Raw genomic sequence first — 23,569 nt, forward strand, 5'->3', positions numbered from 1 at the left:
TATCCCACAAAAAAGCGTGAAGAACCAATTTTTTCACCTGTCATCATTCATTTGCAGGATTATCCCCTGACCGGCACCTGTCTTTTCTCTGAGACGAGTGCTTCGCGTAGAATGCTGCCGTGAAAATGCATATGTTGTTGTTCCATCCTTTGCCCGGGAAGGTATTGGTGGAGCCTCTTTCAGGTACAAAAAGTACAGCAAAATCTCTTCTGCTGCAGGAATACAAAATAGTAAAAAGCAGCCGGTAAATATTCATTCTTCGATAGTGAAAAGGTTCATTTATCAAATAGAGCAAAGGACAGACGATTTCCTAGAAGAAGTAGTTCCTGTCAAAAGTTCATCTGCTGCCAGATGGGAATGCATTGTATGAATAATTCTTAAATACTTTGTATGTCTCTTGACAGGGACATGGCAAACATGATAGATTTCCGAAAGAATGCTTCGGATGGAGAATAACGGAGGGTTTTCTATAAAAAGGGGCGCAAGGGACGGTATTCCTTTGCCAAATCGGGTCCGTTGCATTATAATAGAAGTACTGGTATGATATACACGTAGAAGGAGTACTAACAAGATGCAAATGATCGATCTGTCGGACGTGCATGATTTCAGCGCGGCCCGGTTCATACTTTACTGGGTGGTGGCTTCTGTCGTAGCCGTCATCGTAGCTTACAGCATCGGACAGGAAAGAAAACTTAAATGGTTCAAGCCAAGAAGCTCTAACGGATTCATGGTTCGCCGCGGACCTTTGGGAAATTTCAGTCTGCTGGGCGTACCGCATTCCAAGGAAGGCGTTGCCATCACAGCTGGCATTTTCATCGGAGCCGGCGTTATCTGGGCAATTCTTGTATTCATGATTCTTCCGGCGCTTGGATACAACATTTAATTCCATAATACGGTTTCCTGCGTATGGCACAGGGGTAGGAAATCATCCTGAAAATAGGACCTGGCATCGAAAAATGTCGGGTCTTTTTTTAGGTTTAAGGAAAGTAGTGCCGGTTATTTCTTTTTATTCAAGGAGGTCTTATTGGTATGGCAAATTGGGAATCAGTTCTTGAGGAACTATTTACGGGCGTCATGGGGATGCAGGATCCGACGGTATGGATCATGTTCCTCATCGGCGGGCTCCTCATCTGGCTGGGAGTGAAGAAGGACTATGAGCCTATGCTTCTCTTCCCGATGGGGGTCGGATGTATCCTGGCGAACATCCCCGGACATTTCGCGGTCATCCCGACGGGAGGCGGTGAACCAGGTTTCCTGACGGTGCTCTATAATGCAGGCATCGCCAACGAGCTTTTCCCTGTCCTGATCTTCATCGCCGTCGGTGCGATGTGTGATTTCACACCGCTCATCCGCGCTCCGTACGTCATGCTCTTTGCAGCGGCAGCGCACTTCGGTATTTTCGCGGCAGCGCTTCTCGCCGCTATGGTCGGCTTCCCGTTCAATGAAGCTGCATCAATCGGTATCATCGGTGCTGCTGACGGCCCGACCACCATCTTCGTCGCACAGGAATTTGCGACAAATCTTCTGGCTCCGCTGACGGTCACGGCGTTCTGCTACATGTCCCTCGTGCCGATCATCCAGCCGCCGATCGTCAAGCTTATGACGACAAAGCATGAAAGAAGAATCCGCATGGGATTCAAGGAAGAAAAGCCTGTCTCCTGGACAGCGAAGTTCCTCTTCCCGTTCATGGTCGTTCTTTTCGCGGGCATCCTTGCTCCGATTTCCGTACCGCTTATCGGTGCGCTCATGTTCGGCAACATGCTGAAGGTTTCCGGCGTCTGCGATTCCCTGTCAAATGCTGCGCAGAATGAGCTGTCCAACCTCGTGACACTCTTCCTCGGCATCACCGTCGGCGCTACAATGACAGCTGAAAACATCCTTACATTCGACGTACTGAAGATCCTGGCCCTGGGCGCTGTTGCCTTCGTATTCGATACCGTGGGCGGCGTTCTCTTTGCCAAGATTGCCAACCTCTTCCTGAAGAAGAAAATCAACCCGATGATCGGCGCATGCGGCATTTCCGCATTCCCGATGTCCGGCCGTGTCATTGCGAAAATGGCGCTCAAGGAAGACCCGACAAACTACATCATCCAGCATGCCATGGGCGTCAACGTGGCAGGCCAGGTCGCTTCCGTCGTAGCCGGCGGTCTCGTTCTTGCATTGATCCCTGTATTAGGATAAGGAGGAAACTATGAGCTCTGTTGAATCAGCCATTTACCTGATGGTCATCGCGTATCCCATGGTTTTCATCGTCATGGGGCTTTTTGTGGCATTGACCTACTTGCTGAATAAAGCATTCCCGTACAAAGGGGAATAAAAGAGAGGGGCGGAGGGGATATTTCCTGTCCGTCCCTTTTGCGTTATAATAAGAAATGTGATAATAATTCTCTATTAGGAGGTATGACATGAAAGAAACATACAGCAGAACCAAGTCCGTATGGCAGCGCATGGACGAAACCGAACGCAAAGCCGTCATGGACTATGGCGAAAAGTACAAAGCATTCCTTGATACAGCCAGAACAGAAAGACTGGCAGCCAAAGAAATCATCCGTCAGGCAGAAGCAAAAGGCTTCAAACCTGTCTATGATATGAAATCCCTGAAAGCAGGCGACAAAGTATACTGGAACCAGAAGGATAAGTCCGTCATCCTGGCCGTCATCGGTGAAGAACCGGTCCATGAAGGCATCAAGATCGTCGGCTCCCACATCGACTCCCCGCGTCTGGACCTTAAGGCAAACCCGGTCCATGAACAGGAAGGCGTCGTATACTTCCGCACCCATTACTACGGTGGCATCAAGAAGTACCAGTGGACCTGCATTCCGCTCGCTCTGATTGGCGTCGTATACACCAAGGACGGCAGAAAAGTGGAAATCAATATCGGCCTGAAAGATAGCGACCCGGTATTCTACATTTCCGATCTCCTCATCCACATGGCACAGGACCAGATGAAGAAATCCCTCGCAGAAGGCATCACAGGCGAACAGCTCCAGCCGATCATCGCTACCAACTCCGATGAAAACCAGAAGCCGAAGGAAGCTCTCATGAAGATGTTCAAGGACACCTACGGCATCGAAGAAGAAGACTTCGCAGCTGCTGAACTCGAACTCGTACCGGCTGAAAAGAGCCGTGACGTAGGCTTCGACCGTTCCCTCATCGCATCCTATGGCCAGGACGACAGAGTCTGCTCCTATGCAAACCTGGAAGCCATCCTCGATGCAAAGCCGGGCGTCAAGACACAGGCAGCTCTCCTGACAGATAAGGAAGAAATCGGATCCTACGGCAACACCGGCATGGAATCCTCTTACTTCGTCAAATTCGTCATGAAGCTCCTCTCCCTCCAGGGACAGAACACCATCCTTGATTTCTATGAAACCATGGAAAACAGTGAAATGCTCTCCGCAGACGTCAACTCCTGCCTGGATCCGATGTTCCCGGAAGTATCCGAAAAAGACAACGCATCCTTCCTGGGCTACGGCATCAACCTGACCAAGTACGGCGGATCCCGCGGCAAAGCAGGCAGCAATGATGCCAATGCTGAATTCCTCCAGAAGATCCGCACCATTTTCAACGAAGCAGGCGTATGCTGGCAGATCGGTGAACTTGGCAAAGTAGACCAGGGCGGCGGCGGAACGATTGCATTCATGATGGCAGACTGGGGCGCTGAAGTCGTAGACTGCGGCACAGCCATGCTCTCCATGCACGCACCGTACGACCTCCTCTCCAAGGCTGACGCTTACGAAACCTACCTCGCTTACAAAGCATTCTTTGAAAGCAAGTAATTGATAAGAGCAATATAAAGAAGGGCCCGGGAAACCGGGTCTTTTCTTATGCCCGAAATGCCATTTCTTTCTGGCAGCAGTTCAGTTTTTGATGGTATATAAAAACCCGCACTTTCTCCATTTCCTTGCTCTCCGGAATAATCCGTATCCTTCTTATGTAAGAAAAATATATAGTAAGGAACGGTTTTTCTTTTCCGTCCCTCGTTTCCGTGGTATACTTTCAATAATCAATACTTTCGATAAAGAGTTTATCGATGGAGAATAGGAGCATGGGAGGTACTTATGGAAAAAGAAAGGAAAGAAGTCCGCATCGAAGACGCGATGGCGGAGAAGGAGGCCCTGGACAAGAAGGCACAGGAAATCCTTGAGGAGAAGGACGCGGATTCGCGTCTGCGCGTTTACAAGGGGCCGCTCGGGAAGGCAATCATCGTCCTTCTCTGTGTCTGGACCGCATTCCAGCTTTACTTCACGACGATCGGTGCCATCAGCGCAGTGAATCTTCGCGCGATCCACACGATTTTCCTGCTCGTCTTTACATTCCTTCTCTTCCCGACGTTCAAGTCGGAGACGAGGAAACGGAAGATTCCGCCTATATGGGATATCGCATTCATCCTGGGCTCGGTCGGTTCCTTCGGTTACCTGATCTTGAATTTCACGCGCATTGCCCAGACGGGCGGGCGCATCAATAATATGGAAATCGGCATTGCGCTTGTCGGCATCGTCTGCGTCTTTGAAGCAGCGCGCCGCGCATCAGGAAATCTGGCCATACTGGCTGCTCTTTTCCTGGCATACAACTGGTTCGGTGCCTACCTTCCGGGATACCTCGGTCATAACGGATTTACGCTGAAGCGTGTCCTCATCACCCAGTTCTGGGGTACAGAGGGCGTCCTTGGCACAGGCGTCGGCGTTTCTGCGACGTATATTTTTCTCTTCGTTGTCTTTGGCGCTTTCCTGAAGCACAGCGGATTTTCCAAATTCATCAATGATTTCTCGCTGACACTTGTCGGTCAGACATCTGGCGGCCCTGCGAAGGTGGCTGTCATTGCATCCGGCCTCATGGGCATGATTAATGGTTCTGCGATAGCGAATGTCGCAACGACCGGCACGATCACGATTCCTCTCATGAAGCGTACGGGTTACAAGAAGGAATTTGCGGGCGCTGTCGAAGCCGTCGCATCGACGGGCGGCCAGTTCACGCCTCCGATCATGGGCGCTGTCGGCTTTGTCATGGCAGAATTCCTGAACCTGTCTTACACCTACGTAGCGCTTGCCGCAGTGACCCCTGCGCTTCTCTACTACATTGGACTTCTTCTTGCCGTCCACTTCGAGGCAAAGCGTCTCGGCCTTTCCGGCATTGCCAAGGAAAATATTCCTGACGTGAAGATCGTCCTCAAGGAGCAGGGACACCTGGTTCTTCCGCTCATCAGCTTGATCGGCCTCATGTTCGCAGGCTTCACGCCGCTCTATGCCGCTGTCATTTCCATCTTTGTCACAATCGGCGCCAGCTGGCTCCGCAAGGATACGAGAATGACACCGGACAAGATTCTGGCGGCTGTCGTCGAAGGCTCGCAGAGCGCGATTTCTGTCGGTGTCTGCTGCGTTATCATCGGCGTCATCATCGGTACAGTCACACTGACTTCGATGGGGCTCAACATGGGCTACCTCATCCTGTCCATCGTTCATAACAATAACCTTTACCTCGCAGGCTTCCTCGTCATGATCATGTCCGCCATCCTTGGCATGGGCGTTCCCGGTGTTGCCGCCTACGTCATCGTGCAGGCCGTCGCTGTTCCTGTCCTGATCAAGGCAGGGGCTATGCCTCTCATCGCGCACCTTTTCTGCCTGATCTATGCCTGCCTTTCCAATATCACCCCGCCGGTCGCTATGTCTGCGTACGTCGCATCCGGCATTGCAGGATCCGACCAGACGAAGACGGGCCTCTGGGCCGTCCGGCTGGGGCTCATCGGCTTCATCATTCCGTTCTTCTTCCTGAATAATCCGGTCCTTCTGATCGGCGTCGACAAGACAGCGACCGTGTGGGCGACGCTCTGGTGCGTCTTCACCGCTGCCGTCGGCACCTTTGCCCTCGTGGCAGGCCTGGAAGGATGGATCTTAAGGAAAGCATCGTGGATCGAAAGAATTATTCTAATTGCATCCTCGCCGTTCCTGCTCTTCCCGGGGTCTCTCACGGATCTTGCAGGAGCCGTTGGCCTCATCGGCGTCATTGCATTCCAGTATTTCCACAAAAAGAATGGGGAAAATGCAGCTTAGGAATGCGGATTTCTAAAAAGAATAGTATAATGAAACTAATCGATAAAGTCTCCGGCTAAGGAACCCGGAGCATTAGGAGCATAGGAGGAAAAGTAAAATGGGCAAATGGAAAAAGACAATGGCAGCAGCGGCAGCAGCACTCGTTTTGACGGCTGCATTTGCAGGATGCGGAGATGAAAAGAGCAGCGGACAAGCACAGTCGAAGCCGGCAGCAGGCCAGACAATCCGCATCAACTTCCCGACTGCAGGCGCATCCGGTGCACTCTATGCCGTAGGCGCAGCCATCACGAATATGTGGAGCCAGAATATCCCAGGCATGCAGGCAGCCAGCCAGGCCTCCGCAGGCGGCATCGCGAACCTCAATATGGTCTCTGACGGCGAAGCGCAAGTATCGATTGCGATTTCCAGCAACGTGTACCAGTGTCTGAACGGTACCGACAGCTTTGAAGGCCATGCGTACAAGGACCTCAAAGCCATCGGCGGACTTTACCTCAACCCGAACCAGGTTGTTGCCGCAGCCAATACGAATATCAACAGCCTCGAAGGCTTCAAGGGCAAGAAATTTGCCGTAGCTTCCGCAGGGTCTTCCGTTTATAACGAATGCGACGTCCACTTCACGGCGGCCGGCATGAAGTTCCCGGAAGACATCCAGGCGGAATACATCACCTTCACCGACGCAGCCGACATGCTGCAGAACGGATCCATCGACGGCGCATGGATCATGTCCGGCGCACCGGCCTCTGCCGTCACCCAGGCACTGACAAGCGGCGCTCACCTCGTCCCGATCCAGAACGAGCTCATTGAAAAGCTGAAAGCGAAGTACCCATGGTACACCAGCTACACCATCAAGGCAGGCACATACCCGAATCAGAATGAAGACGTGAATACGTCCGCCATCAAGATGGTCATGTTCTGCCGCGGCGATCTGCCGGACGATGTCGTCTACCAGATGACGAAGACACTCTGGGAACACATGGATGAACTCGGCCAGTCCCAGAAGAACCTGAAGGGCCTCACCGCAGCGAATGCCGTCAAGGATATCGCAGGCGTTCCGCTCCATCCGGGCGCTGCGAAGTACTACAAGGAAATCGGCGTACTGCAGTAAAATAATCATCAGAAGGACATGAGAAGGACCGCAAAGGGTTCCGCTCATGTCCTTTTCTTTTCTCAATCTCTTTCCTGTGCTACAATGGGACAAATGGAAGAAAATGGGAGGTACAACATGATTCATAAATTTCATCCGGACAAGAACAGATGGGATGGAGTAGAACCCCATATCTATAAGGAAAACCCGGGCGTATTCCGCGAAGTGACCAAGCAGATCCTTTTTGACAATGAAAACGACCTGCCGGTGCAGTTCCGTTATTTCCAGGTGGAGAAGAACGGCTTCTCTTCGCTTGAGCATCATAAGCACATGCATGCTGTCATGATTTTCAAAGGAAAAGGCCATGTCCTTCTGGGCAATCAGGTCTATGCTGTCGAAGAGGGAGATTTCCTGACGATTGCCCCCTGGCAGTGGCACCAGCTCAGGGCGGACCGCGGAGAAATCCTTGGTTTCCTCTGTCTTGTCAACCACGACAGGGACATCCCGAAGTATCCGACAGAAGAGGATCTGGCGGAAATCAGGAAGAACCCGGAGGCGGCCGCTTTCTTTGACGGGACACTGAAAGACTAGCGTTTTGCGCCTATGCGCCAAAGGTATAGTGAACTATAACATATGGTTATTTTACATATAGTAGATTTGGGATTATAGTAAATGCAGGGGGAAAGCTCCTGCATTTTTAGTGCGCCCGAGAGGCGCAGGGAGTCCCCTTCATTAAAATAAAGATCAATTTTTCATCTGCATTTGGAAAAGGGACCGGGAGACCGGCCGACAAAGGAGAAAAAATTATGGCAGAAGTAAAACCAGGAACCGGCGGAGATCATTACATTCCGTACGAAGAAAGAAAAGGAAATGAATCGATCGTCTATTTCACAAGAGACCTTTCCGCCGAAGGGCTCAAGAAGATTTATGAAAAGATTAGTGCAAACCTGACAGGCAAGATCGCCGTCAAGCTGCACACCGGCGAAAAGCACGGCCCGAACATCCTGCCGCGCCCGTGGGTCAAGGAACTCCTTGAAAAGGAAATCCCGGATGCCACGATCATCGAAACAAACACCTATTATGAAGGCGACCGCTACACGACCGCCCAGCACAGGGAAACGCTAAAGGTCAATGGCTGGACCTTCGCACCGGTCGACATCATCGACGACGAATCCCACGGCACCACGATGCTTCCGGTCAAAGGCGGCAAATGGTTCGACGCTATGTCCGTCGGCAAAGGCCTTCTGGACTATGATTCCTTCCTGGCTGTCGCCCATTTCAAGGGCCATACCCAGGGCGGTTTCGGCGGATCCAACAAGAATATCGGCATCGGCTGCGCAGACGGCCGCATCGGCAAAGCCATGATCCACACCTATGAAGGACAGGATCAGTGGTCGATCGGCACCGAAGAATTCATGGAAAGAATGACCGAATCTACAAAAGCAACTATCGACCATTTCGGCAAGAAGATCGCTTATATCAATGTCATGAGAAATATGTCCGTTTCCTGCGACTGCGAAGGCGTCGCCGCCGCTCCTGTTGTAACCCCGAACGTCGGCATCCTTGCTTCCCTTGACATCCTCGCTGTCGACCAGGCTTGCGTTGACTGCGTCTATGCCATGAAGGAAGAAGACCATCACGACCTCGTGGAACGCATGGAATCTCGTCACGGCCTGCGCCAGCTGACCTACATGAAGGAACTGGGCATGGGATTTGACCGTTACGTCCTGATCGACCTCGACAATGGCGAAAAACGCATCGATGCGAAAGAAGCCGTCAAGGGCGTCAAACCATTCGTCAATGAATAAGAAGGGCTGGCTTTCACAGGCCGGGGACACGATCATCTTTGATATGGACGGCACGCTCATCGACTCCGTCGGAGTATGGAATGATGTCGACGCTGCCCTCATCAAGGAGCTCGGAGGCCCCGAAGAGGATCCGTCCTTCACGCAGAGGAGAAGGGATGAGCTCCTGACCCGTTTCCGCGCTGACGACGATCCCTACGTTTCCTACTGCGGAGAGCTGGGAAAGATTTACCATTCAGACAAATCCGGCAGGGACATCATGAAGCGCCGTTATGAAATCGCGCAGGATTTCCTTGTGAACCGCGTCGACTACAAGGAAGGTGCGCCCGAGCTCATCAAGAAGCTCGCTTCCCTTGGGAAGACACTCGTCATTTCCACGACGACAAAACGCGCGAACATGGAAGTCTACCGGACAAAGAACAGGAACATCCGCGAGAAAGCGCCCGTCGACAAGTACTTCGTGAAAATCTACACGAGGGAAGATGCCGAGCGCATCAAGCCGGACCCGCAGATCCATGAAAAGCTCCTTGCTGAAATGGGAAAGAAACCGGAAGACTGCTTCATTTTCGAAGACTCCCTGATCGGCGTCAGGGCGGCAAAGGCAGCCGGCATTCCTGTCGCTGCGATTTACGACAAGTATTCGGACGCAGAGAGAGAGGAAATCAACGCTTTGGCGTATATGACCTTCGATTCCTTTGCCGATGTCCTCAAAAATATGTAATATCGATAAAAACAGCTTTGACAGGGAATGGCCATAATGATAATATAAATGACAATGTGTGAGGGAGTAGCAGCCCTTGGGCGAAACAGTCAACATACTGGTCATGGTACCTGGCTGTATTCAGAATCGCGAGACTCACGCGTACGGTTTTCGTGCGCGTGGGTCTTTTTTGTTCGTATTGGATAGAGGGATCATTTTGAGCTTTTGGTTTTTTCTGAACAATCTTCTTCTTGGCGCAGGCCTTGCCATGGACGCCTTTTCCGTTTCGCTGGCAAACGGCCTGCAGGAACCGTACATAAAAAAGAGGAAGATGACGCTGATCGCCGGTGTCTTTGGATTTTTCCAGTTCGCGATGCCATTTATCGGCTGGATTTGTGTCAATATGCTTATCGATGTGTTCCAGTTTCTCTGGCCGCTCATCCCGTGGATTTCCCTCATCCTTCTCTGCGCCATTGGCGGTTTCATGATCAAGGACGGACTGACGGGCGAAGAAGAAGCCGTCCATCCGCAGGTCCATATGAAGGCGCTCCTCCTGCAGGGGATTGCGACCTCCATCGACGCCCTTTCCGTCGGCTTTACGATTGCAGAATACGATGCATCCGACGCGCTCCTTGCTAGCCTCATCATCGGCATTACCACCTTCTTCATCTGCATCGCAGGCCTCATCCTGGGCAAGACATTCGGCATGAAGCTTGCGGACAAGGCCATCATTTTGGGCGGTATCATCCTGATTGCGATCGGCATTGAAATCTTCATCGGCTAGTTTGCCGTAATAATTATTTCATGGTAATATAGTAGAGATTACCGGCAGCAGCCGGCGTTTTAGTTTTGCTAAGGAAAGGCTGGGAAGCATGAATATCGAGCGGTTTGGCGTGGAAGAATGGATGGACAAGTACGAATCGGATGCAAAATACAATATCACCGACACCTGCGCCCGTCCCATGACGCTGAAGGAACTCTTTGCCCTTGCGGGAGAAGACAGGGAAGATTTCGTGGAAGCTCTCTTTGAGAAGGAGCAGTCCTACGGAAGCATTTACGGCCTTGCCTCTCTCAAGGAAGAATACGCCGGGCTCTATGAGACGATCACCCCGGACGATATCCTTACCCAGCATGGCGCGACCGGCGGAAACCAGCACGTCCTTTTCTCCCTCGTACGTCCCGGAGACAGGGTCGTCGCTTTTTCCCCGAGCTACCAGCAGTTTTACTCGACGCCCCGCGCTCTTGGAGCCAATGTCACGGTGCTGAAGCTCCGACGAAGCAATGGATTCCTTCCCGATCTTGACGAACTCAGGAAAGCCGCTGCAAGGGGCCTCCGCCTCATCTGCATCAACAATCCGAACAACCCGACCGGTTCCCTCATCCCAGAAGACATGATGAAGGAAATCGTCGAGATTGCAAGGAGCTCCGGTGCCTACATCCTCTGCGATGAAGTCTATGCCGGCGTTTCCATCGAAGGCGCTGCCTGCCCATCGATTGCCGACCTTTACGAAAAAGGTATCGCGACAGGCTCCATGTCCAAAGCCTTCTCGCTGGCAGGACTCCGCCTCGGATGGCTGGCAACAAAGAGCCAGGAAGCCCTCCGCCAGTTCAAGCGCGTCAGGGACTATGACCTTGTCAGCTGCGGACTTTTCGATGAGGAAACGGCAGCCCTTGCGCTCCGCCATAAGGAAAAAATCCTTGAAAGGAACCGCGCTATCCTCCGCGAAAACCTTCCCATCCTCGATGCATGGGTCAAGGAGGAGCCGCGCACTTCCTACGTCAGGCCGAGAGCCGGCACGATGGCGCTTGTCTACTATGACCTTGACATCGACTCCGACATTTTCAGTCAGAGAATGTTTAAGGAAACCGGCGCATTCGCTGTCCCGGGCACCTGCTTTGAGGAAAGAAGAGCCCTCCGCATCGGCTACGGCCATGATGGAGAAGCCCTGAAGGAAGGCCTTTCCGTCGTCAGCTCCTTCATGAGGAAGCTGGAAGAAGAAGGAATCCCAGTCATAAAAGAATAACCAATACCCCTTGTCCCGCCACCGGGTTGGACAAGATGGACGAAAGTCCGAAGGTGTTTCAGCAGTTCTCCGTAGGTACGGCACAGCCGGGAGAGAACAGCTGGAGCACCTTTTTTTAATCATAAATGGAAAATGGAAAGAGGTATCGTTATGGAATTATTTGCCCTATGGTGTCCGGTCGCACTCGTCGTCGGCGCCGATGTCATTTACCAGGTCTGCGCGAAGAAACTCTCCTCGCATGCCAGCCCCATGGCAGCCCTGGGTGTCACCTATATCGCAAGCGCCATCGTCTGCGCCGTCCTTTTTGAAATCATGGTGCCGGGAAAGAGCATCTTTGCCGAGCTCCTCCTCGTCCAGCCTGCGGCTATCGTCGTAGGCGCTGCCATTGCAGGCCTTGAAGTCGGATCCATTTACATGTACAGGGCAGGCTGGCCGATGAACGTGGGTTTCATCGTCTACACCGCCTCCATCGTCGTCGTCCTTGCCATCGTCGGAAGCGTCTTCTACGGAGACTCGATGAGCTGGATGCGCCTTGCCGGCATCCTTCTCACACTGACCGGCATGTTCTGCATCGTGAAATAGGAGGGGACTATGTTTAAATTCTGGTGGCCGATCGGCCTTATCATCTTATCAAGTGTCGGATACCAGGTCGGGCTGAAGGAAGTCTCGACCGGTATGGATCCCTTCGTCGCGCTCGTCGTGACCTACCTCGTCGCATCCGCCGTTTCCTTTGCCATTTACTTCATCCAGGGGACAGGGGAAGCAGGATGGAAGAAGGACATCTTCACCATCAATCCGGCGGCCCTCGGTCTTGGCGCTGCCATCGTCGGCATCGAGCTTGGGAACGTCTACATGTACCAGGCAGGCTGGACCGTCAATACCGCCTTCATCGTGTCGAACGGCCTCATCGTCCTCGCCCTCATGGTCATGGGGACCCTCCTTTACGGAGAAAAGATCACCCCGAGGAAGATCCTGGGCGTCGTCATTTCCATGGCAGGCATCGCCGCCATCACATTGGGCTGACAAGTATTTCCGTCCGTTGTATAATGAAATAAGAATATCAGTTCGGAGGGAAATATGGACATACTGGAAGGACTCAATGAGAAACAGATCGAAGCCGTCACCACGACAGAAGGCTACGTGCGCGTCATCGCAGGCGCAGGCTCGGGCAAGACACGCGCCCTTGCCAGCCGTTTCGCCTACCTTGTGAACGACCTCGGCATCATGCCAGGCCACATACTCTGCGTCACATTCACGAATAAATCCGCACGCGAAATGGCCATGCGCATCCACCGCCTGACCGGCGACAACGACACAGGATACATCAATACATTCCACGGCTTCTGCGTCTCCGTCCTGCAGGAAGACAGCTTTGCCGTTTCCTATCCGAAGAATTTCCTCGTCATCGACAACTCCGACATTGATGAGATGCTCGCCATCATTTATGAGGAAATGGGCCTCACCCTGCGCGACATGCCCTTCAACAAAGCGCGCGACATGATCGAAATGAAGAAGTGCGTCTGGGAACCGGAATACTACAAGGACATGATTGCCATGCCGCTTCAGGTCCTCTATGAAAAGTACCATACCGCGACGACCGTCCAGGACATCATTTTCTACGGCTACCTGTACCAGGAAAAGAAATGCTTCGCTCTGGACTACAACGACCTCATCAAATTCACGCTCTACATCTTTGAGGAAAACGAGGAAATCCGCCTCAAGTGGCAGAAGCGCCTCGAATACATCATGCTCGATGAATTCCAGGATATCGACCCGCTTCAGTACAAGCTGATGGAAGCCCTCTGCGGCTACCACAACAACCTCTTCATCGTCGGCGATCCCGACCAGACCATTTACACATGGCGCGGCGCCAATATCCGTTTCCTTCTAAACTTTGACAAGAAATTTCCAAACGTCAAGACCATCCTCATGAATGACAACTACCGCTCAAGCCCTGAAATCCTTGCTGCGGCAAACTCCCTCATCGCCAAGAACAAGAACCGTTTCAACAAGAACCTCATTGCCCACAGGCCAAGCGGGCCGAAGGTCACCTGCTTCATGGAAAAGACAGCGGGCGAGGAAGCAGACCGCGTGGCAAAGGAAATCATAGAGCTCCATAAGAAGGGCGTCCCGTACAAGGACATCACGCTCCTTTACCGCGCCCACTACGTCACAAGGAACCTCGAGGAAAAGCTCCTCAAGAAGAAAATCCCGTACACCATTTACAGCGGCACGCAGTTCTTCGGAAGGATGGAAATCAAGGACGCCCTCTGCTACCTGCGCATGATTGTCAGCCAGGACGACATGGCTTTCCGGAGAATCATCAATAAGCCGAAAAGAAATATCGGGCAGCGCCGCATGGAATTCCTCACGAATTACGCCTCTGAAAACGGCTGCACACTCTTTGAAGCCCTCAGGAAGAATGTCGAGGAACCCACGCTGAAACGCACAGGCGCCGCCGATTTCATCGAACTCATCGATACCTTTGCCAAAGACAGCGAAGGGAAACCCGTCTCCGAGGTCCTCTCTGCCATCCTTGACGAAAGCGGGTACGAGAAAATGCTTCGCACTGAAGGCAGCCAGGAACGTCTCGACAATCTGGCGGAACTCAAGCAGTCTGTCTTCGAATATGAAACCACCTGCGGCGAAGAGACGAACATCGTCCATTATCTGGAGCACGCTGCCCTTTTCTCAAACATGGACACCGGCGAAGGACAGGACAAAGTGAAGCTCATGACCGTCCATACCGCCAAGGGCCTTGAATTCCCGTACGTCTTCATCTGCGGCATGAACGAAGGCATCTTCCCGTCAAGGAAGACAAGGACAGTGAATGCCATGGAAGAAGAAAGACGCCTTGCCTTCGTTGCCATGACAAGAGCCGAAAAAGCCCTCTACATCACGGAAGCCGGCGGCGCCAACCTCGACGGCTCGCCAAGATACCCGTCAAGATTCATCCTGGACATCGACAGGGACAAGCTTGAATTCGATTCGCCCGTCGATGAACAGCTCATGAAGGAAACCATGGTCTACGTAGGAAGATCGACCGCCTTCCTGCAGGAAGACAAAGACGAAACAACCATGGAAGCAGGCACCCGCGTCCGCCATCCCGTCTTCGGCCCGGGCACCATCGTCGAAGTCGATGGAAGCGCCCATGCCTACCTCATCAAATTTGACAGCATGCCCACCATGCGCCAGATCTCCTTCCACGCAAGACTGTTCAAATTGTAATCTGTAATCAAAAAAGGCTGCACAGATAACAATTTCCTCACAAAAATAAAAAAAGTATACTTTCGGATAATACACAACCGACATTCCCTGTTTTATAACTAAGACAGGGAATTTTATATTGTTCTAAAGAATGAGGCGAATGGGAATGAAAAACGGGAAGGTTTTCTTAAGGCTGTCAGTGATAGCTCTTCTCTTAGCCTGCACATCAGGGACGATAGTACAGGCAGAAGATGTATCCGGCAAAGTGAATGAAGTTTCAGAAAGTGCGGAAGATACTGTCTACGGCGGAAATGCCGCGGACGGCAGCGCATTGAATAATCAGCTCTCCATCACGAAAGAAGCATCCGTCAATGGATCCGCATACAGCGGCTATTCATCAAACGGAGAAGCTTCCGGAAATACTTTGAAAATCACGAGGACAGGAACCATCTACGAGAGCGCGGAAGGCGGCTACGTGAATTCTGGAAGCGGAGCAGTCTCAGGCAATAAAGTTTTCATGGAAAGCGGCGAAGTAGTACAATCTATCAACAGCGGCAGTACGGGCGGCAGCGGTGACGCCACAGGAAACAGCATCGAATTAAGCGGCGGGACAGTTACGGTTTCTGTCTACGGCGGTGTTTCCGCAGGAGGTAATGCGAAGGGAAACAGCGTGACGATCGGGGGCGGCAGCATTGATGCAAAAGCCGGGAACGTTTATGGCGGCGTGACTTTGACGAGTGAGAGCGCCGAATCGTCAGGAAATTATCTTTATATCAAAGAATCCGGCACGGTTGACGCGAATGCTTATGGCGGTTATTCCGGTTTCGGCTCAGCTCTGAAAAATATAGTGACGATGACAGGCGGCACCGTGGGAGACTGCCTCTATGGAGGCCGCGTCTCTGAAAAAAGCAATGGCGAAGCTTCCTACAATGAAGTGACCATAAGCGGCGGCACAGTTTCTAATGATGTCATCGGAGGCTATTCTCAAAATGGCGATGTCATCGGGAACAAGGTTACCGTGGAAGGCACGGCCACAGTAAAGGGAACTGATTACAGCGATGTTTATGGCAGCTACTCAATAGACGGCAAAGCTTCTGGCAATCAGGTGCAAATGACAGGCGGCAGCGTGCAGAGTGAAATCAGCGGTGCCTTCTCTTTTAAAGGCGATGCCATAAATAATACTCTGACAATATCAGGCGGAACCGTGGATGGTTATGCATCCGGCGGCTTTTCAGACGCTGGTGCTGTGACAGGAAATATCATTACAATCAGCGAAAATGGTACCATAAAAAATGATGCAGTGGGAGGCCTTTTGTCTGAAGGAACCAAGGGTACCTCAGGAAACCAGGCCATCATGACCGGAGGCAGTGTCGGCGGAAATCTGATTGGCGGATATATCATGATAAGCAGTCCGTCAAATGCGGATAATACCGTCACCTTGAGCGGCGGCAGCGTTTCCGGTGATGTCATGGGGGCGTACACGAAGACGAATGGCGATGCTTCGGGAAATACTGCCACCATCAGCGGAGGCACCGTCTCCGGCGATATCTATGGTGCGAAGATTACCTCAGGCACCGTTTCCAATAATACCGTCACCGTGACAGGCGGGACATTCGGTGAAGAAACGAGCGTCTATGGCGGGTATACAGAAGAAGGCGATGCTTCCGGAAACAAAGTGACGATCCAGGATGTGACCGTCAATGGCTATGCCGAGGGCGGCTATTCAGGCGGCGGTTCCGTGACGGGCAATACGCTTGCCATCAGCGGCAATTCCTATGTTAAAGAAAATGCATATGGAGGCCTTCTTTACTTTGCAGATGGCACCGTTTCTGGAAATAAAGTACTCCTGAGCGGCGGTACCGTTTCCGGTCAGGCGGCCGGCGGTATGTCCTTCCTTGGTGATGCAGTAGAAGTTTCAGGCAATGAAATCACTGTGACAGGCGGCACCATCGAAGAAGGTGTGTATGGCGGCCTTGCGCAGCTTGGCGGCAATGCTTCGGGCAACACCGTGACAATCAGCGGCGGAACCATTAATAAGTATGTATACGGCGGCAGCGCCGATTCCGGCACGGCTTCGAATAATACAGTCAATATTTACGGAGGCACCTTCAAATCAGATACCAGGCTCTATGGCGGTTTCTCTGATGACAGCAGCGGCAATACACTGAATTTCTATACGAAAGGCATAATCGTAGACAAGCTCGGTTATTTCCAGAATCTGAGTTTCTATGTCCCGGAAGATACGACGGCAGGAGAAACGATCCTGACCGTGACAAGCACGGCTGACGTCAGCGGTGCATCCATCAGGGCATCCGTCTACGACTCCATAAAGATGAGCCCCGGCGATACGATCACGCTGATCGACGGCAGGAGCGGCCTTACAGCTGAGGACACAGACTATGGCATGATGAGCGGCAGCAGCACGGTCACGGACGCTGCGTTCCTCAGAAGAGAAGTGAATATCCGGAAAGACGGAGACAAGGTCATCCTCGAAGTTTCTGAGGACAGCGTACCATCCCTCCTTTCTGACACGAAACTCCTCGCCGAAGCAAGGGAAGCTTCCATTGAGACACTTTGGAATGCGTCCGACATGGCGGCAGAAAATTACAAAGAGGCAGTGGACGCTTATGCGGCAGGATCTGGTGGATTCATGCCGTACGCATCCATCGGCGGCTTCGATCTTCGCCATGAAACGGGATCGTATATCGATACGGCCGGCCTGAATGCGAACATCGGCTTTGCCCGCCAGTACGAAAGAGAAGACTATGTCGATACACTGATGCCATTCTTCGAATACGGCAGGAGCAACTACACCAGCCACCTGGATGATGGTGCAAGAGCCGATGGCGATCAGCACTATACAGGAGCAGGCGTACTCTACCGCCGCGACCGTAAAGACGGACTCCACTATGAGGCACTCGTCCGCGCAGGCCATCTCTCCGGTGACTTCAAAGGAAAGATTGACGGCTATGACGCCTCCTACGACAGCGGCGCTCCATATATCGCCGCCATGGCAGGCCTTGGCAAAGTCGTTACCAGAGACACTAACTCCTTAGACTATTATGGCAAATTCTTCTGGACGCACCTTGGAAGCGACAACGTCCGGATTGATAATACATTAGGCAGTTCCCGGTATGATTTCGATTCCATCGATTCCTACCGTACAAGACTCGGCGTAAGATGGACGAAAGACATTTCCGACATCGGATCCTGCTATGCAGGCATCGGCTGGGATTATGAATTTGACAGCAAGGCAAGAGCCAGCTACAGGAGCTTCAATACTCCAAGTCCTTCCGCAGAAGGATCGAGCGGCTTCCTCGAACTTGGCTGGAAGAGCAGACTGACAAAAGAAAACCCGTGGGGCGCAGACGTCAACGTCACAGGCTGGGCTGGAAAACAGCGCGGCGTGACCTACACACTCTCCGTCTCAAGAGCATTTTAATTGATGAAGGTTATCTCCCTCTCCCAGGGGAGTTAACTGATAGATTCCCACTCACTTATGGAAAAGCAGGTATACTCCACCTTCCCGGGAGATGCCTGCTTTTCCAATGCAAAAAAAGGCTGTGGCAAAATGATTAACCATTTTGCCACAGCCCCTTTTAAATGCAATTATTCTTCCGTCCCTTCGAGCTGCTTGCCCGGATTGACGAAGAGCCATGCTGCGATGGCAATGATGCCAAAGAGTGCGGTGTAGGTGAATGCATTGTTCCAGCCATAGTTGGTGACGAAGAATGCAGTGACGATCGGAGCGAGGACGCCGCCGACATTTCCCCAGAGGTTCATCCAGCCGGATACGGAGCCGGTGTACTTGCCGCCGAGGGAAATAACAGTGGACCAGCTGGCACTCATGGAGAAGCCGAGTGCGCCTAAGGAAACGCTCATCCAGAAAATCGTTGCTGCTGCGCCGCTTGCGGTATGCGCTGCGATGTAAAGACCGAGGGAGGTGACAGCGACGCCTGCCATAGCGGTGAAAGTACGCATGGTGTACTGGCGGCTTGAGTTCTTGCTGTGTGCCATACGGTCAGAGAGGAAGCCGGCGGTGAATACCATAGCCATCAGTGCGAGCCACGGGAAGGAAGCCCAGATGCCCATAGATTTCAGGGACAGGTTGTGGACTTCAGTCAGGTAGAGAGGCAGCCATGCGAGGAATACGTACATGATGTAGTCGACGACGAAGAACTGGATGCCCAGTGCCCAGAACTGACGGGAACGGAGGAAACGGCCCCAGGGAGCAGATTTCTTTTCTGCGGAGAGGCTGCGTCCTTCATTGATGAATGCTGCTTCTTCCTCATTGACATACGGGCTGTCCTTTGGATTGTCCTGCGCATAGCGGTGCCAGACCCAGGCGAGGACGCATCCTGCCAGACCGAAGATGATGAAGACAGCATGCCAGCCAAGAGCGGCGATGAGAGCGACGGTAACCATCGGGCCGATGACGGGTCCGAAGAAAGTGCCCAGAAGGATGGCGCTGCTTGCCTTGCCCTTTTCATCCTTGTTGAACCAGTTGAAAGTCGCCTGCCCCAGAGACGGGAAAACAGGACCTTCACCAAGGCCGAAAGCCAGGCGGACAGCGGCAAAGCTTGCCTTGCCCTGAGCAAAAGCGGTGAGCGCTGTGAAGACAGACCACCAGAGTATAGCGCCGGCGCCGGTTTTGCGCAGGCCGAAACGTTCAGCGAGCATGCCGCCAGGGACCTGCATCAGCGCATAGCCTGCGAAGAAGCAAGTCTGGAGGAAGCCCATATCCATTTTATCAAAGCCAAATTCCTGCATAATGACAGGGGTTGCGACGGACAAATTGACCCGGTCCATGTAAGCGACGAAGCTGATCAGGAAAATAAGGAAGGCAATCTTCCAGCGAAAATTAGTCATAGTACGTGTTTTGGCCTGCGGAACGGCGTCCGCGGTGATGGTTCTTTCCATAATCAGATACCCCTTTCATTAATCATTTTGAATCCTTATCCTTTTCCTCACATGCATCAAGGGTGCAAAAAGCCCCTGCTGCTCTTTACAGAGCAACAGGGGCGAAGGTTCGCGGTACCACCCTGTCATTATTCTTTGTGCTGATGACAGACTGCCTGTAACGAAGGCTTGCGGCTGTATCTGGGAATCCCGGGTGCTCCTCGATACAGCGACTCCCAAGTGATATGGAAATGGATCCGATCCGCCGGTTCTCAGCTTTCCCAGCTCTCTGTAAGATACTTGATGTCCAATCCCAGCCTGTTCATTGTCTCTTAGCGGTACCATTGTCAACGGTACCTTGGTAGTGAGTTGGGTTCATTATCCATGAAACGGAGGAACTTGTCAAGAAGAATTTACTCATTTTTATAAAGTGTACTATATATCTCCTCAAAGAGGGCTGAAGATGGCACTTTTTAAGCCCTTCCCATGCTAGAATGTCCCAAATCAAAAAGAGCCATGAAATGATTTCCATTTCATAGCTCTTCTTATTATGCGAATAAGGATTCCGGGAAAACTTTATTCTTTCCTTCCCTGATCGTGAATGTACACGCGAGGAGTTTCCTTGAGTAGGGGTCCTTCGCTTCGTTCAGGTCATGAATCGTTTCATGAATGACGCCCTTCTTCATGACGGCGATGGTATCGCAGAAAAGGTTCGCAAGCGCCAGGTCGTGGCAGATGAATAGATAGGCGACGCCTGTTTCCTTCTGCAGCCTTGAAAGCAGCTCGATGATTGTCTTCTGGACGGACATATCAAGCGCTGACGTGGCTTCATCGCAGATGATGAGCTTCGGCTTCAGAACCAGAGCGCGAGCAATCGCGATACGCTGACGCTGGCCTCCTGAAAGTTCAGAAGGGTAGCGGTTGATGAAATCTTCCGGAAGGTCGACCTTCTTCAGCATTTCAGCAGCCTTCTTGTCGATATCCTTACTGGCGATGAGTCCGAAATTCATGAGCGGCTCGCAGATGATATCCGCGATGCGTTCCTTCGGATTGAAAGCAGAGGATGGATCCTGGAAGACCATCTGGATGGCGCGGCGGCTCTCGCGGAGTGCTTTGCCCTTCAGATTCGTCACGTCTTTCCCTTCAAAGTACACCTTTCCCGAATCGGGCTGGTGGATGTGCGTCAGTATGCGGGCAAGCGTCGACTTGCCGCTTCCGGATTCACCAACGAGGCCGAAGGTTTCTCCTTCATGGATCGTGATCGACACATGGTCAGCCGCCTTGACGGGAATGCCGTCTTCAGGATGGAAGGTGAGGCATATGTCCTCCGTTCTCAGCAGCTCTTTTCCATCAAGTCTCATGACAATACGCCTCCCGGGTCTGGAACAGCTGCCAGAAGCAGCTTGGTATACGGATCTTTCGGATGATAAATGACTTTTTCGGCGCTTCCGTATTCGACGGCATTTCCATCCTTCATGACAAGGATGGTATCCGCCATGTACGAGGCAAGGGCCATATTATGTGTGACGACGATGATGGCCGTGTCCGCGCGGGCACAGACGTCCATCATTTCACGGACAACGACAGCCTGATTCGTGACATCCAGGGCAGACGTCGGTTCATCGGCAAGGATCAGCTCGGGATGAATCGCCATCGCCATTGCAATCCCGACTCTCTGGCGCATGCCGCCTGACAGTTCGAAGGGATTGCTCTTGAGGATGCCGGCCGGATCAGGAAGGCGCACCTGCGAAAGGAGATTCGTCATGCGGTCTTCCGCTTCGCCTCCCGTGATGCCGTGGGCAGCGAGGTATTCGGAAAATTCCGTCCCGATCGTGCGGATCGGGTTCAGCATGGCGCCGCTGTCCTGAAAGATGAAGGACGTCTTCTCGCGGATCGTCTTCGTCTCCGATTCCTTCCCTTCAAAAAGGATGTGTCCGCCTGTCACTTGTCCCTGCCTTGGCAGGATATGGCCGACAGCGCGGAGGACGGTCGTCTTCCCCGAGCCGGATTCCCCGATGATGGCAAGAATTTTCCCTTTGTCCACGGAAAAGGATACCCCGTGGACGACGGGATTTCCTTTGCCGTATGAAATGGACAGGTCATTGACTTCTAAAAGCATGGCGGCTCCTTTATGAATGAAAGAATAAAATGATTACTTGGAAGCCGGTGTGATCTTGTCGGTGATCCAGTAGTAGTCACACGGCTTGATATCTGCATGAGCGACAGCAGAGGTGGAAATCATATTGGTCTGCGGATAACCGAAGACGAGGGTGGCGGAGGTATCCTGCAGAATCTTTTCCATCTGGATGATGATGTCCCTGCGCTTGGCCGGATCGAATTCGCCGGCCAGCTGATCGGCGAGCGCATCATAAGCCGGGTTGCTGTAGCCGGAACCGTTCTGCGGGTTGGAGCCGTTGACGTTCGTCTTCCAGTACATGTTGAGGAACGTTTCCGGATCGCCTGCCTGTTCGGTCAGGATGTTGGAAATGAGGAGGTCGTACTCGCCTCTGGTGCCGATGCCGTCAAGGACGTTGTAGTCGACGTTCTTCAGATTGATCTGGATGCCGACCTTCTTGGCATCAGCCTGGGTAGCTTCAGCAAAGAGCGGCAGTTCAGCACGGCCGGAGTAGTAAACGAAATCAAGGGAGAGCGGCTTGCCGTCCTTATCGACGATGCCGTCGCCATCCGTATCCTTCCAGCCTGCTTCAGCAAGGAGCTGTTTGGCATGTCCAGGATTGTACTTGTTCGGATAGGTCTTGGAAAGTCCGTCGAAGTCATAATCGAGGGACGGCGGGAGAGCCGGGCCGCCAGGGGTGAATGTATCCTTCAGGAGGACCTTGCAGTATGTATCGCGGTCGAGGGATTCGATCAGGGCAGCACGTACGCGCGGATCTGCCAGCGGTTTACCTTCCTTCACGGAAAGACGGGCAAGAACGTCGCGGATGGAATCGATTTCAGAGGTGGTGAATTTGCTCTTATCCTTGAAGAGTGCAAGATCGCCAGGCGCAATGTTGACGGCAACGTCGACTTCGCCCTTCTGGAGAGCCATGGCGCGTGTAGACGGGTCATCGATTGTATTGACGACAGCATGCTTGTAAGGAACAGCTGCATAGTAATTCGGGTTCGCATCAAGCTCTGTCTTGGCTTTGGAGAAGCTCTTTACGACATAAGGACCAGTGGAAATCGGGCCCTGCTTGTCGAAGTCCTGCTTTCCTTCAGCAGACGTGTCGACGATGATGAAGAGCGGATCGCCCAGCATGCCTGGAAGTGTTGCAATCGGCTTCTTGGTGTAAATCGTGACAGTCTGTCCATCAGCTGTGATATGGTCGAGTGGGAACATAGCCTGGGCACGCGGCGCTTTAGCAAACGTTCTCTCGATGGATTTCTTGACAGCTTCACCGGTGACAGGATTGCCGTTGGAGAATTTGATATTCTTGATCTTGAATGTCCAGGACATCTGGTCCGGAGCGACCAGCCAGCTTTCAGCGATCCAGGGTTCCGGGTGCATTTTATCATCAAAGTGGACGAGTGCTTCGCCGACACCGTAACGCATGACCTGCCAGCCAAAATAGTTGGCCGTCGGTTCAAGGCTGTCGGCGAAGTTCGTTACGCCGACACGGAGGGTGTCTTTACTCGCGGAGGAAGAACTTCCGCCGCATCCGGAAAGACCGAAAACGAGAAGGGCGCAGGCTGCAAGGGCAGCCCCTTTCTTTGCAAATGAATTCATGATGTCTCCTTTTTGAAAATATAGTGAATAAATCTATAGAAAAGGCAATGGGAAAGAATCATGCGGCTTTTGG

19 protein-coding genes are annotated in these 23,569 nt (G+C 52.4%); 15 read left to right on the forward strand and 4 right to left on the reverse strand.

Features of this window, described 5'->3' with window-relative positions; translation table 11 throughout:
• Positions 1-571: 571 nt before the first annotated feature.
• The 15 genes from M3200_RS05330 to M3200_RS05400 all read left to right on the forward strand — a co-directional run bounded on the left by M3200_RS05330 (position 572) and on the right by M3200_RS05400 (position 18,312).
• Positions 572-883 (forward strand): hypothetical protein, encoded by a 312-nt coding sequence (locus M3200_RS05330; RefSeq protein WP_022382517.1) that lies wholly within the window; start codon positions 572-574, stop codon positions 881-883.
• A gap of 146 nt (positions 884-1,029) precedes the next feature.
• Complete coding sequence (locus tag M3200_RS05335; RefSeq protein WP_022382518.1) at positions 1,030-2,181, forward strand: sodium ion-translocating decarboxylase subunit beta; 1,152 nt, start codon at positions 1,030-1,032, stop codon at positions 2,179-2,181.
• Between the two features lie 10 nt (positions 2,182-2,191).
• Positions 2,192-2,317, forward strand: coding sequence for an OadG-related small transporter subunit (locus M3200_RS05340; protein WP_022382519.1), 126 nt, complete (start codon positions 2,192-2,194; stop codon positions 2,315-2,317).
• A gap of 88 nt (positions 2,318-2,405) precedes the next feature.
• On the forward strand, positions 2,406-3,779 hold the full coding sequence (locus tag M3200_RS05345; protein WP_022382520.1) for an aminopeptidase: 1,374 nt from the start codon (positions 2,406-2,408) through the stop codon (positions 3,777-3,779).
• A gap of 282 nt (positions 3,780-4,061) precedes the next feature.
• Positions 4,062-6,050, forward strand: a complete 1,989-nt coding sequence (locus M3200_RS05350) for a TRAP transporter permease (RefSeq protein ID WP_022382521.1) — start codon at positions 4,062-4,064, stop codon at positions 6,048-6,050.
• A gap of 97 nt (positions 6,051-6,147) precedes the next feature.
• Complete coding sequence (locus tag M3200_RS05355) at positions 6,148-7,155, forward strand: TAXI family TRAP transporter solute-binding subunit (RefSeq protein WP_022382522.1); 1,008 nt, start codon at positions 6,148-6,150, stop codon at positions 7,153-7,155.
• Positions 7,156-7,272: 117 nt separating this feature from the next.
• Entirely contained in the window at positions 7,273-7,725 is a 453-nt protein-coding gene (locus tag M3200_RS05360) for a cupin domain-containing protein (protein ID WP_022382523.1), read from the forward strand.
• A 215-nt stretch (positions 7,726-7,940) separates the two neighbouring features.
• Positions 7,941-8,942 carry a DUF362 domain-containing protein gene (locus M3200_RS05365; RefSeq protein WP_022382524.1) on the forward strand — a complete coding sequence of 334 codons (1,002 nt, stop codon included), beginning with the start codon at positions 7,941-7,943 and terminating at the stop codon, positions 8,940-8,942.
• Complete coding sequence (locus M3200_RS05370) at positions 8,935-9,660, forward strand: HAD family hydrolase (protein WP_022382525.1); 726 nt, start codon at positions 8,935-8,937, stop codon at positions 9,658-9,660. Before M3200_RS05365 ends, M3200_RS05370 begins: the two co-directional genes overlap by 8 nt.
• 196 nt (positions 9,661-9,856) lie before the next feature.
• Complete coding sequence (locus tag M3200_RS05375; RefSeq protein ID WP_288178165.1) at positions 9,857-10,423, forward strand: manganese efflux pump MntP; 567 nt, start codon at positions 9,857-9,859, stop codon at positions 10,421-10,423.
• Between the two features lie 88 nt (positions 10,424-10,511).
• Entirely contained in the window at positions 10,512-11,663 is a 1,152-nt protein-coding gene (locus M3200_RS05380; protein ID WP_022382527.1) for an aminotransferase, read from the forward strand.
• 150 nt (positions 11,664-11,813) lie between these two features.
• Entirely contained in the window at positions 11,814-12,245 is a 432-nt protein-coding gene (locus M3200_RS05385) for a hypothetical protein (protein WP_022382528.1), read from the forward strand.
• A 9-nt stretch (positions 12,246-12,254) separates the two neighbouring features.
• A complete protein-coding gene (locus tag M3200_RS05390) occupies positions 12,255-12,686 on the forward strand; it encodes an EamA family transporter (RefSeq protein WP_022382529.1) in 432 nt (143 codons plus the stop codon).
• Between the two features lie 54 nt (positions 12,687-12,740).
• Positions 12,741-14,891 carry an ATP-dependent helicase gene (locus M3200_RS05395; RefSeq protein WP_022382530.1) on the forward strand — a complete coding sequence of 717 codons (2,151 nt, stop codon included), beginning with the start codon at positions 12,741-12,743 and terminating at the stop codon, positions 14,889-14,891.
• Between the two features lie 145 nt (positions 14,892-15,036).
• Entirely contained in the window at positions 15,037-18,312 is a 3,276-nt protein-coding gene (locus tag M3200_RS05400; RefSeq protein ID WP_022382531.1) for a beta strand repeat-containing protein, read from the forward strand.
• A 167-nt stretch (positions 18,313-18,479) separates the two neighbouring features.
• Here M3200_RS05400 and M3200_RS05405 read toward each other — a convergent pair whose 3' ends face one another.
• From M3200_RS05405 to M3200_RS05420, 4 genes are all read right to left on the reverse strand, one after another.
• On the reverse strand, positions 18,480-19,790 hold the full coding sequence (locus M3200_RS05405) for an MFS transporter (protein ID WP_022382532.1): 1,311 nt from the start codon (positions 19,788-19,790) through the stop codon (positions 18,480-18,482).
• Positions 19,791-20,317: 527 nt separating this feature from the next.
• A complete protein-coding gene (locus M3200_RS05410) occupies positions 20,318-21,130 on the reverse strand; it encodes an ABC transporter ATP-binding protein (protein ID WP_022382533.1) in 813 nt (270 codons plus the stop codon).
• Complete coding sequence (locus tag M3200_RS05415) at positions 21,127-21,888, reverse strand: ABC transporter ATP-binding protein (RefSeq protein ID WP_022382534.1); 762 nt, start codon at positions 21,886-21,888, stop codon at positions 21,127-21,129. Before M3200_RS05415 ends, M3200_RS05410 begins: the two co-directional genes overlap by 4 nt.
• A 33-nt stretch (positions 21,889-21,921) precedes the next feature.
• A complete protein-coding gene (locus tag M3200_RS05420; RefSeq protein ID WP_022382535.1) occupies positions 21,922-23,496 on the reverse strand; it encodes an ABC transporter substrate-binding protein in 1,575 nt (524 codons plus the stop codon).
• Positions 23,497-23,569 lie beyond the last annotated feature (73 nt).

Origin of the sequence: Dialister sp. CAG:357 (assembly GCF_000435155.1) — a bacterium.
Lineage (GTDB): Bacteria > Bacillota > Negativicutes > Veillonellales > Dialisteraceae > Dialister > Dialister hominis.

Bases quoted from the DNA above. Each gene is read 5' to 3' on its own strand.
- M3200_RS05385 (WP_022382528.1), top strand. From the start codon at position 11,814: ATGGAATTATTTGCCCTATGGTGTCCGGTCGCACTCGTCGTCGGCGCC.
- M3200_RS05405 (WP_022382532.1), bottom strand. From the start codon at position 19,790: ATGGAAAGAACCATCACCGCGGACGCCGTTCCGCAGGCCAAAACACGT.
- M3200_RS05330 (WP_022382517.1), top strand. From the start codon at position 572: ATGCAAATGATCGATCTGTCGGACGTGCATGATTTCAGCGCGGCCCGG.
- M3200_RS05395 (WP_022382530.1), top strand. From the start codon at position 12,741: ATGGACATACTGGAAGGACTCAATGAGAAACAGATCGAAGCCGTCACC.
- M3200_RS05340 (WP_022382519.1), top strand. From the start codon at position 2,192: ATGAGCTCTGTTGAATCAGCCATTTACCTGATGGTCATCGCGTATCCC.
- M3200_RS05420 (WP_022382535.1), bottom strand. From the start codon at position 23,496: ATGAATTCATTTGCAAAGAAAGGGGCTGCCCTTGCAGCCTGCGCCCTT.
- M3200_RS05355 (WP_022382522.1), top strand. From the start codon at position 6,148: ATGGGCAAATGGAAAAAGACAATGGCAGCAGCGGCAGCAGCACTCGTT.
- M3200_RS05400 (WP_022382531.1), top strand. From the start codon at position 15,037: ATGAAAAACGGGAAGGTTTTCTTAAGGCTGTCAGTGATAGCTCTTCTC.
- M3200_RS05360 (WP_022382523.1), top strand. From the start codon at position 7,273: ATGATTCATAAATTTCATCCGGACAAGAACAGATGGGATGGAGTAGAA.
- M3200_RS05350 (WP_022382521.1), top strand. From the start codon at position 4,062: ATGGAAAAAGAAAGGAAAGAAGTCCGCATCGAAGACGCGATGGCGGAG.
- M3200_RS05345 (WP_022382520.1), top strand. From the start codon at position 2,406: ATGAAAGAAACATACAGCAGAACCAAGTCCGTATGGCAGCGCATGGAC.
- M3200_RS05415 (WP_022382534.1), bottom strand. From the start codon at position 21,888: ATGCTTTTAGAAGTCAATGACCTGTCCATTTCATACGGCAAAGGAAAT.
- M3200_RS05390 (WP_022382529.1), top strand. From the start codon at position 12,255: ATGTTTAAATTCTGGTGGCCGATCGGCCTTATCATCTTATCAAGTGTC.
- M3200_RS05370 (WP_022382525.1), top strand. From the start codon at position 8,935: ATGAATAAGAAGGGCTGGCTTTCACAGGCCGGGGACACGATCATCTTT.
- M3200_RS05410 (WP_022382533.1), bottom strand. From the start codon at position 21,130: ATGAGACTTGATGGAAAAGAGCTGCTGAGAACGGAGGACATATGCCTC.
- M3200_RS05365 (WP_022382524.1), top strand. From the start codon at position 7,941: ATGGCAGAAGTAAAACCAGGAACCGGCGGAGATCATTACATTCCGTAC.
- M3200_RS05380 (WP_022382527.1), top strand. From the start codon at position 10,512: ATGAATATCGAGCGGTTTGGCGTGGAAGAATGGATGGACAAGTACGAA.
- M3200_RS05335 (WP_022382518.1), top strand. From the start codon at position 1,030: ATGGCAAATTGGGAATCAGTTCTTGAGGAACTATTTACGGGCGTCATG.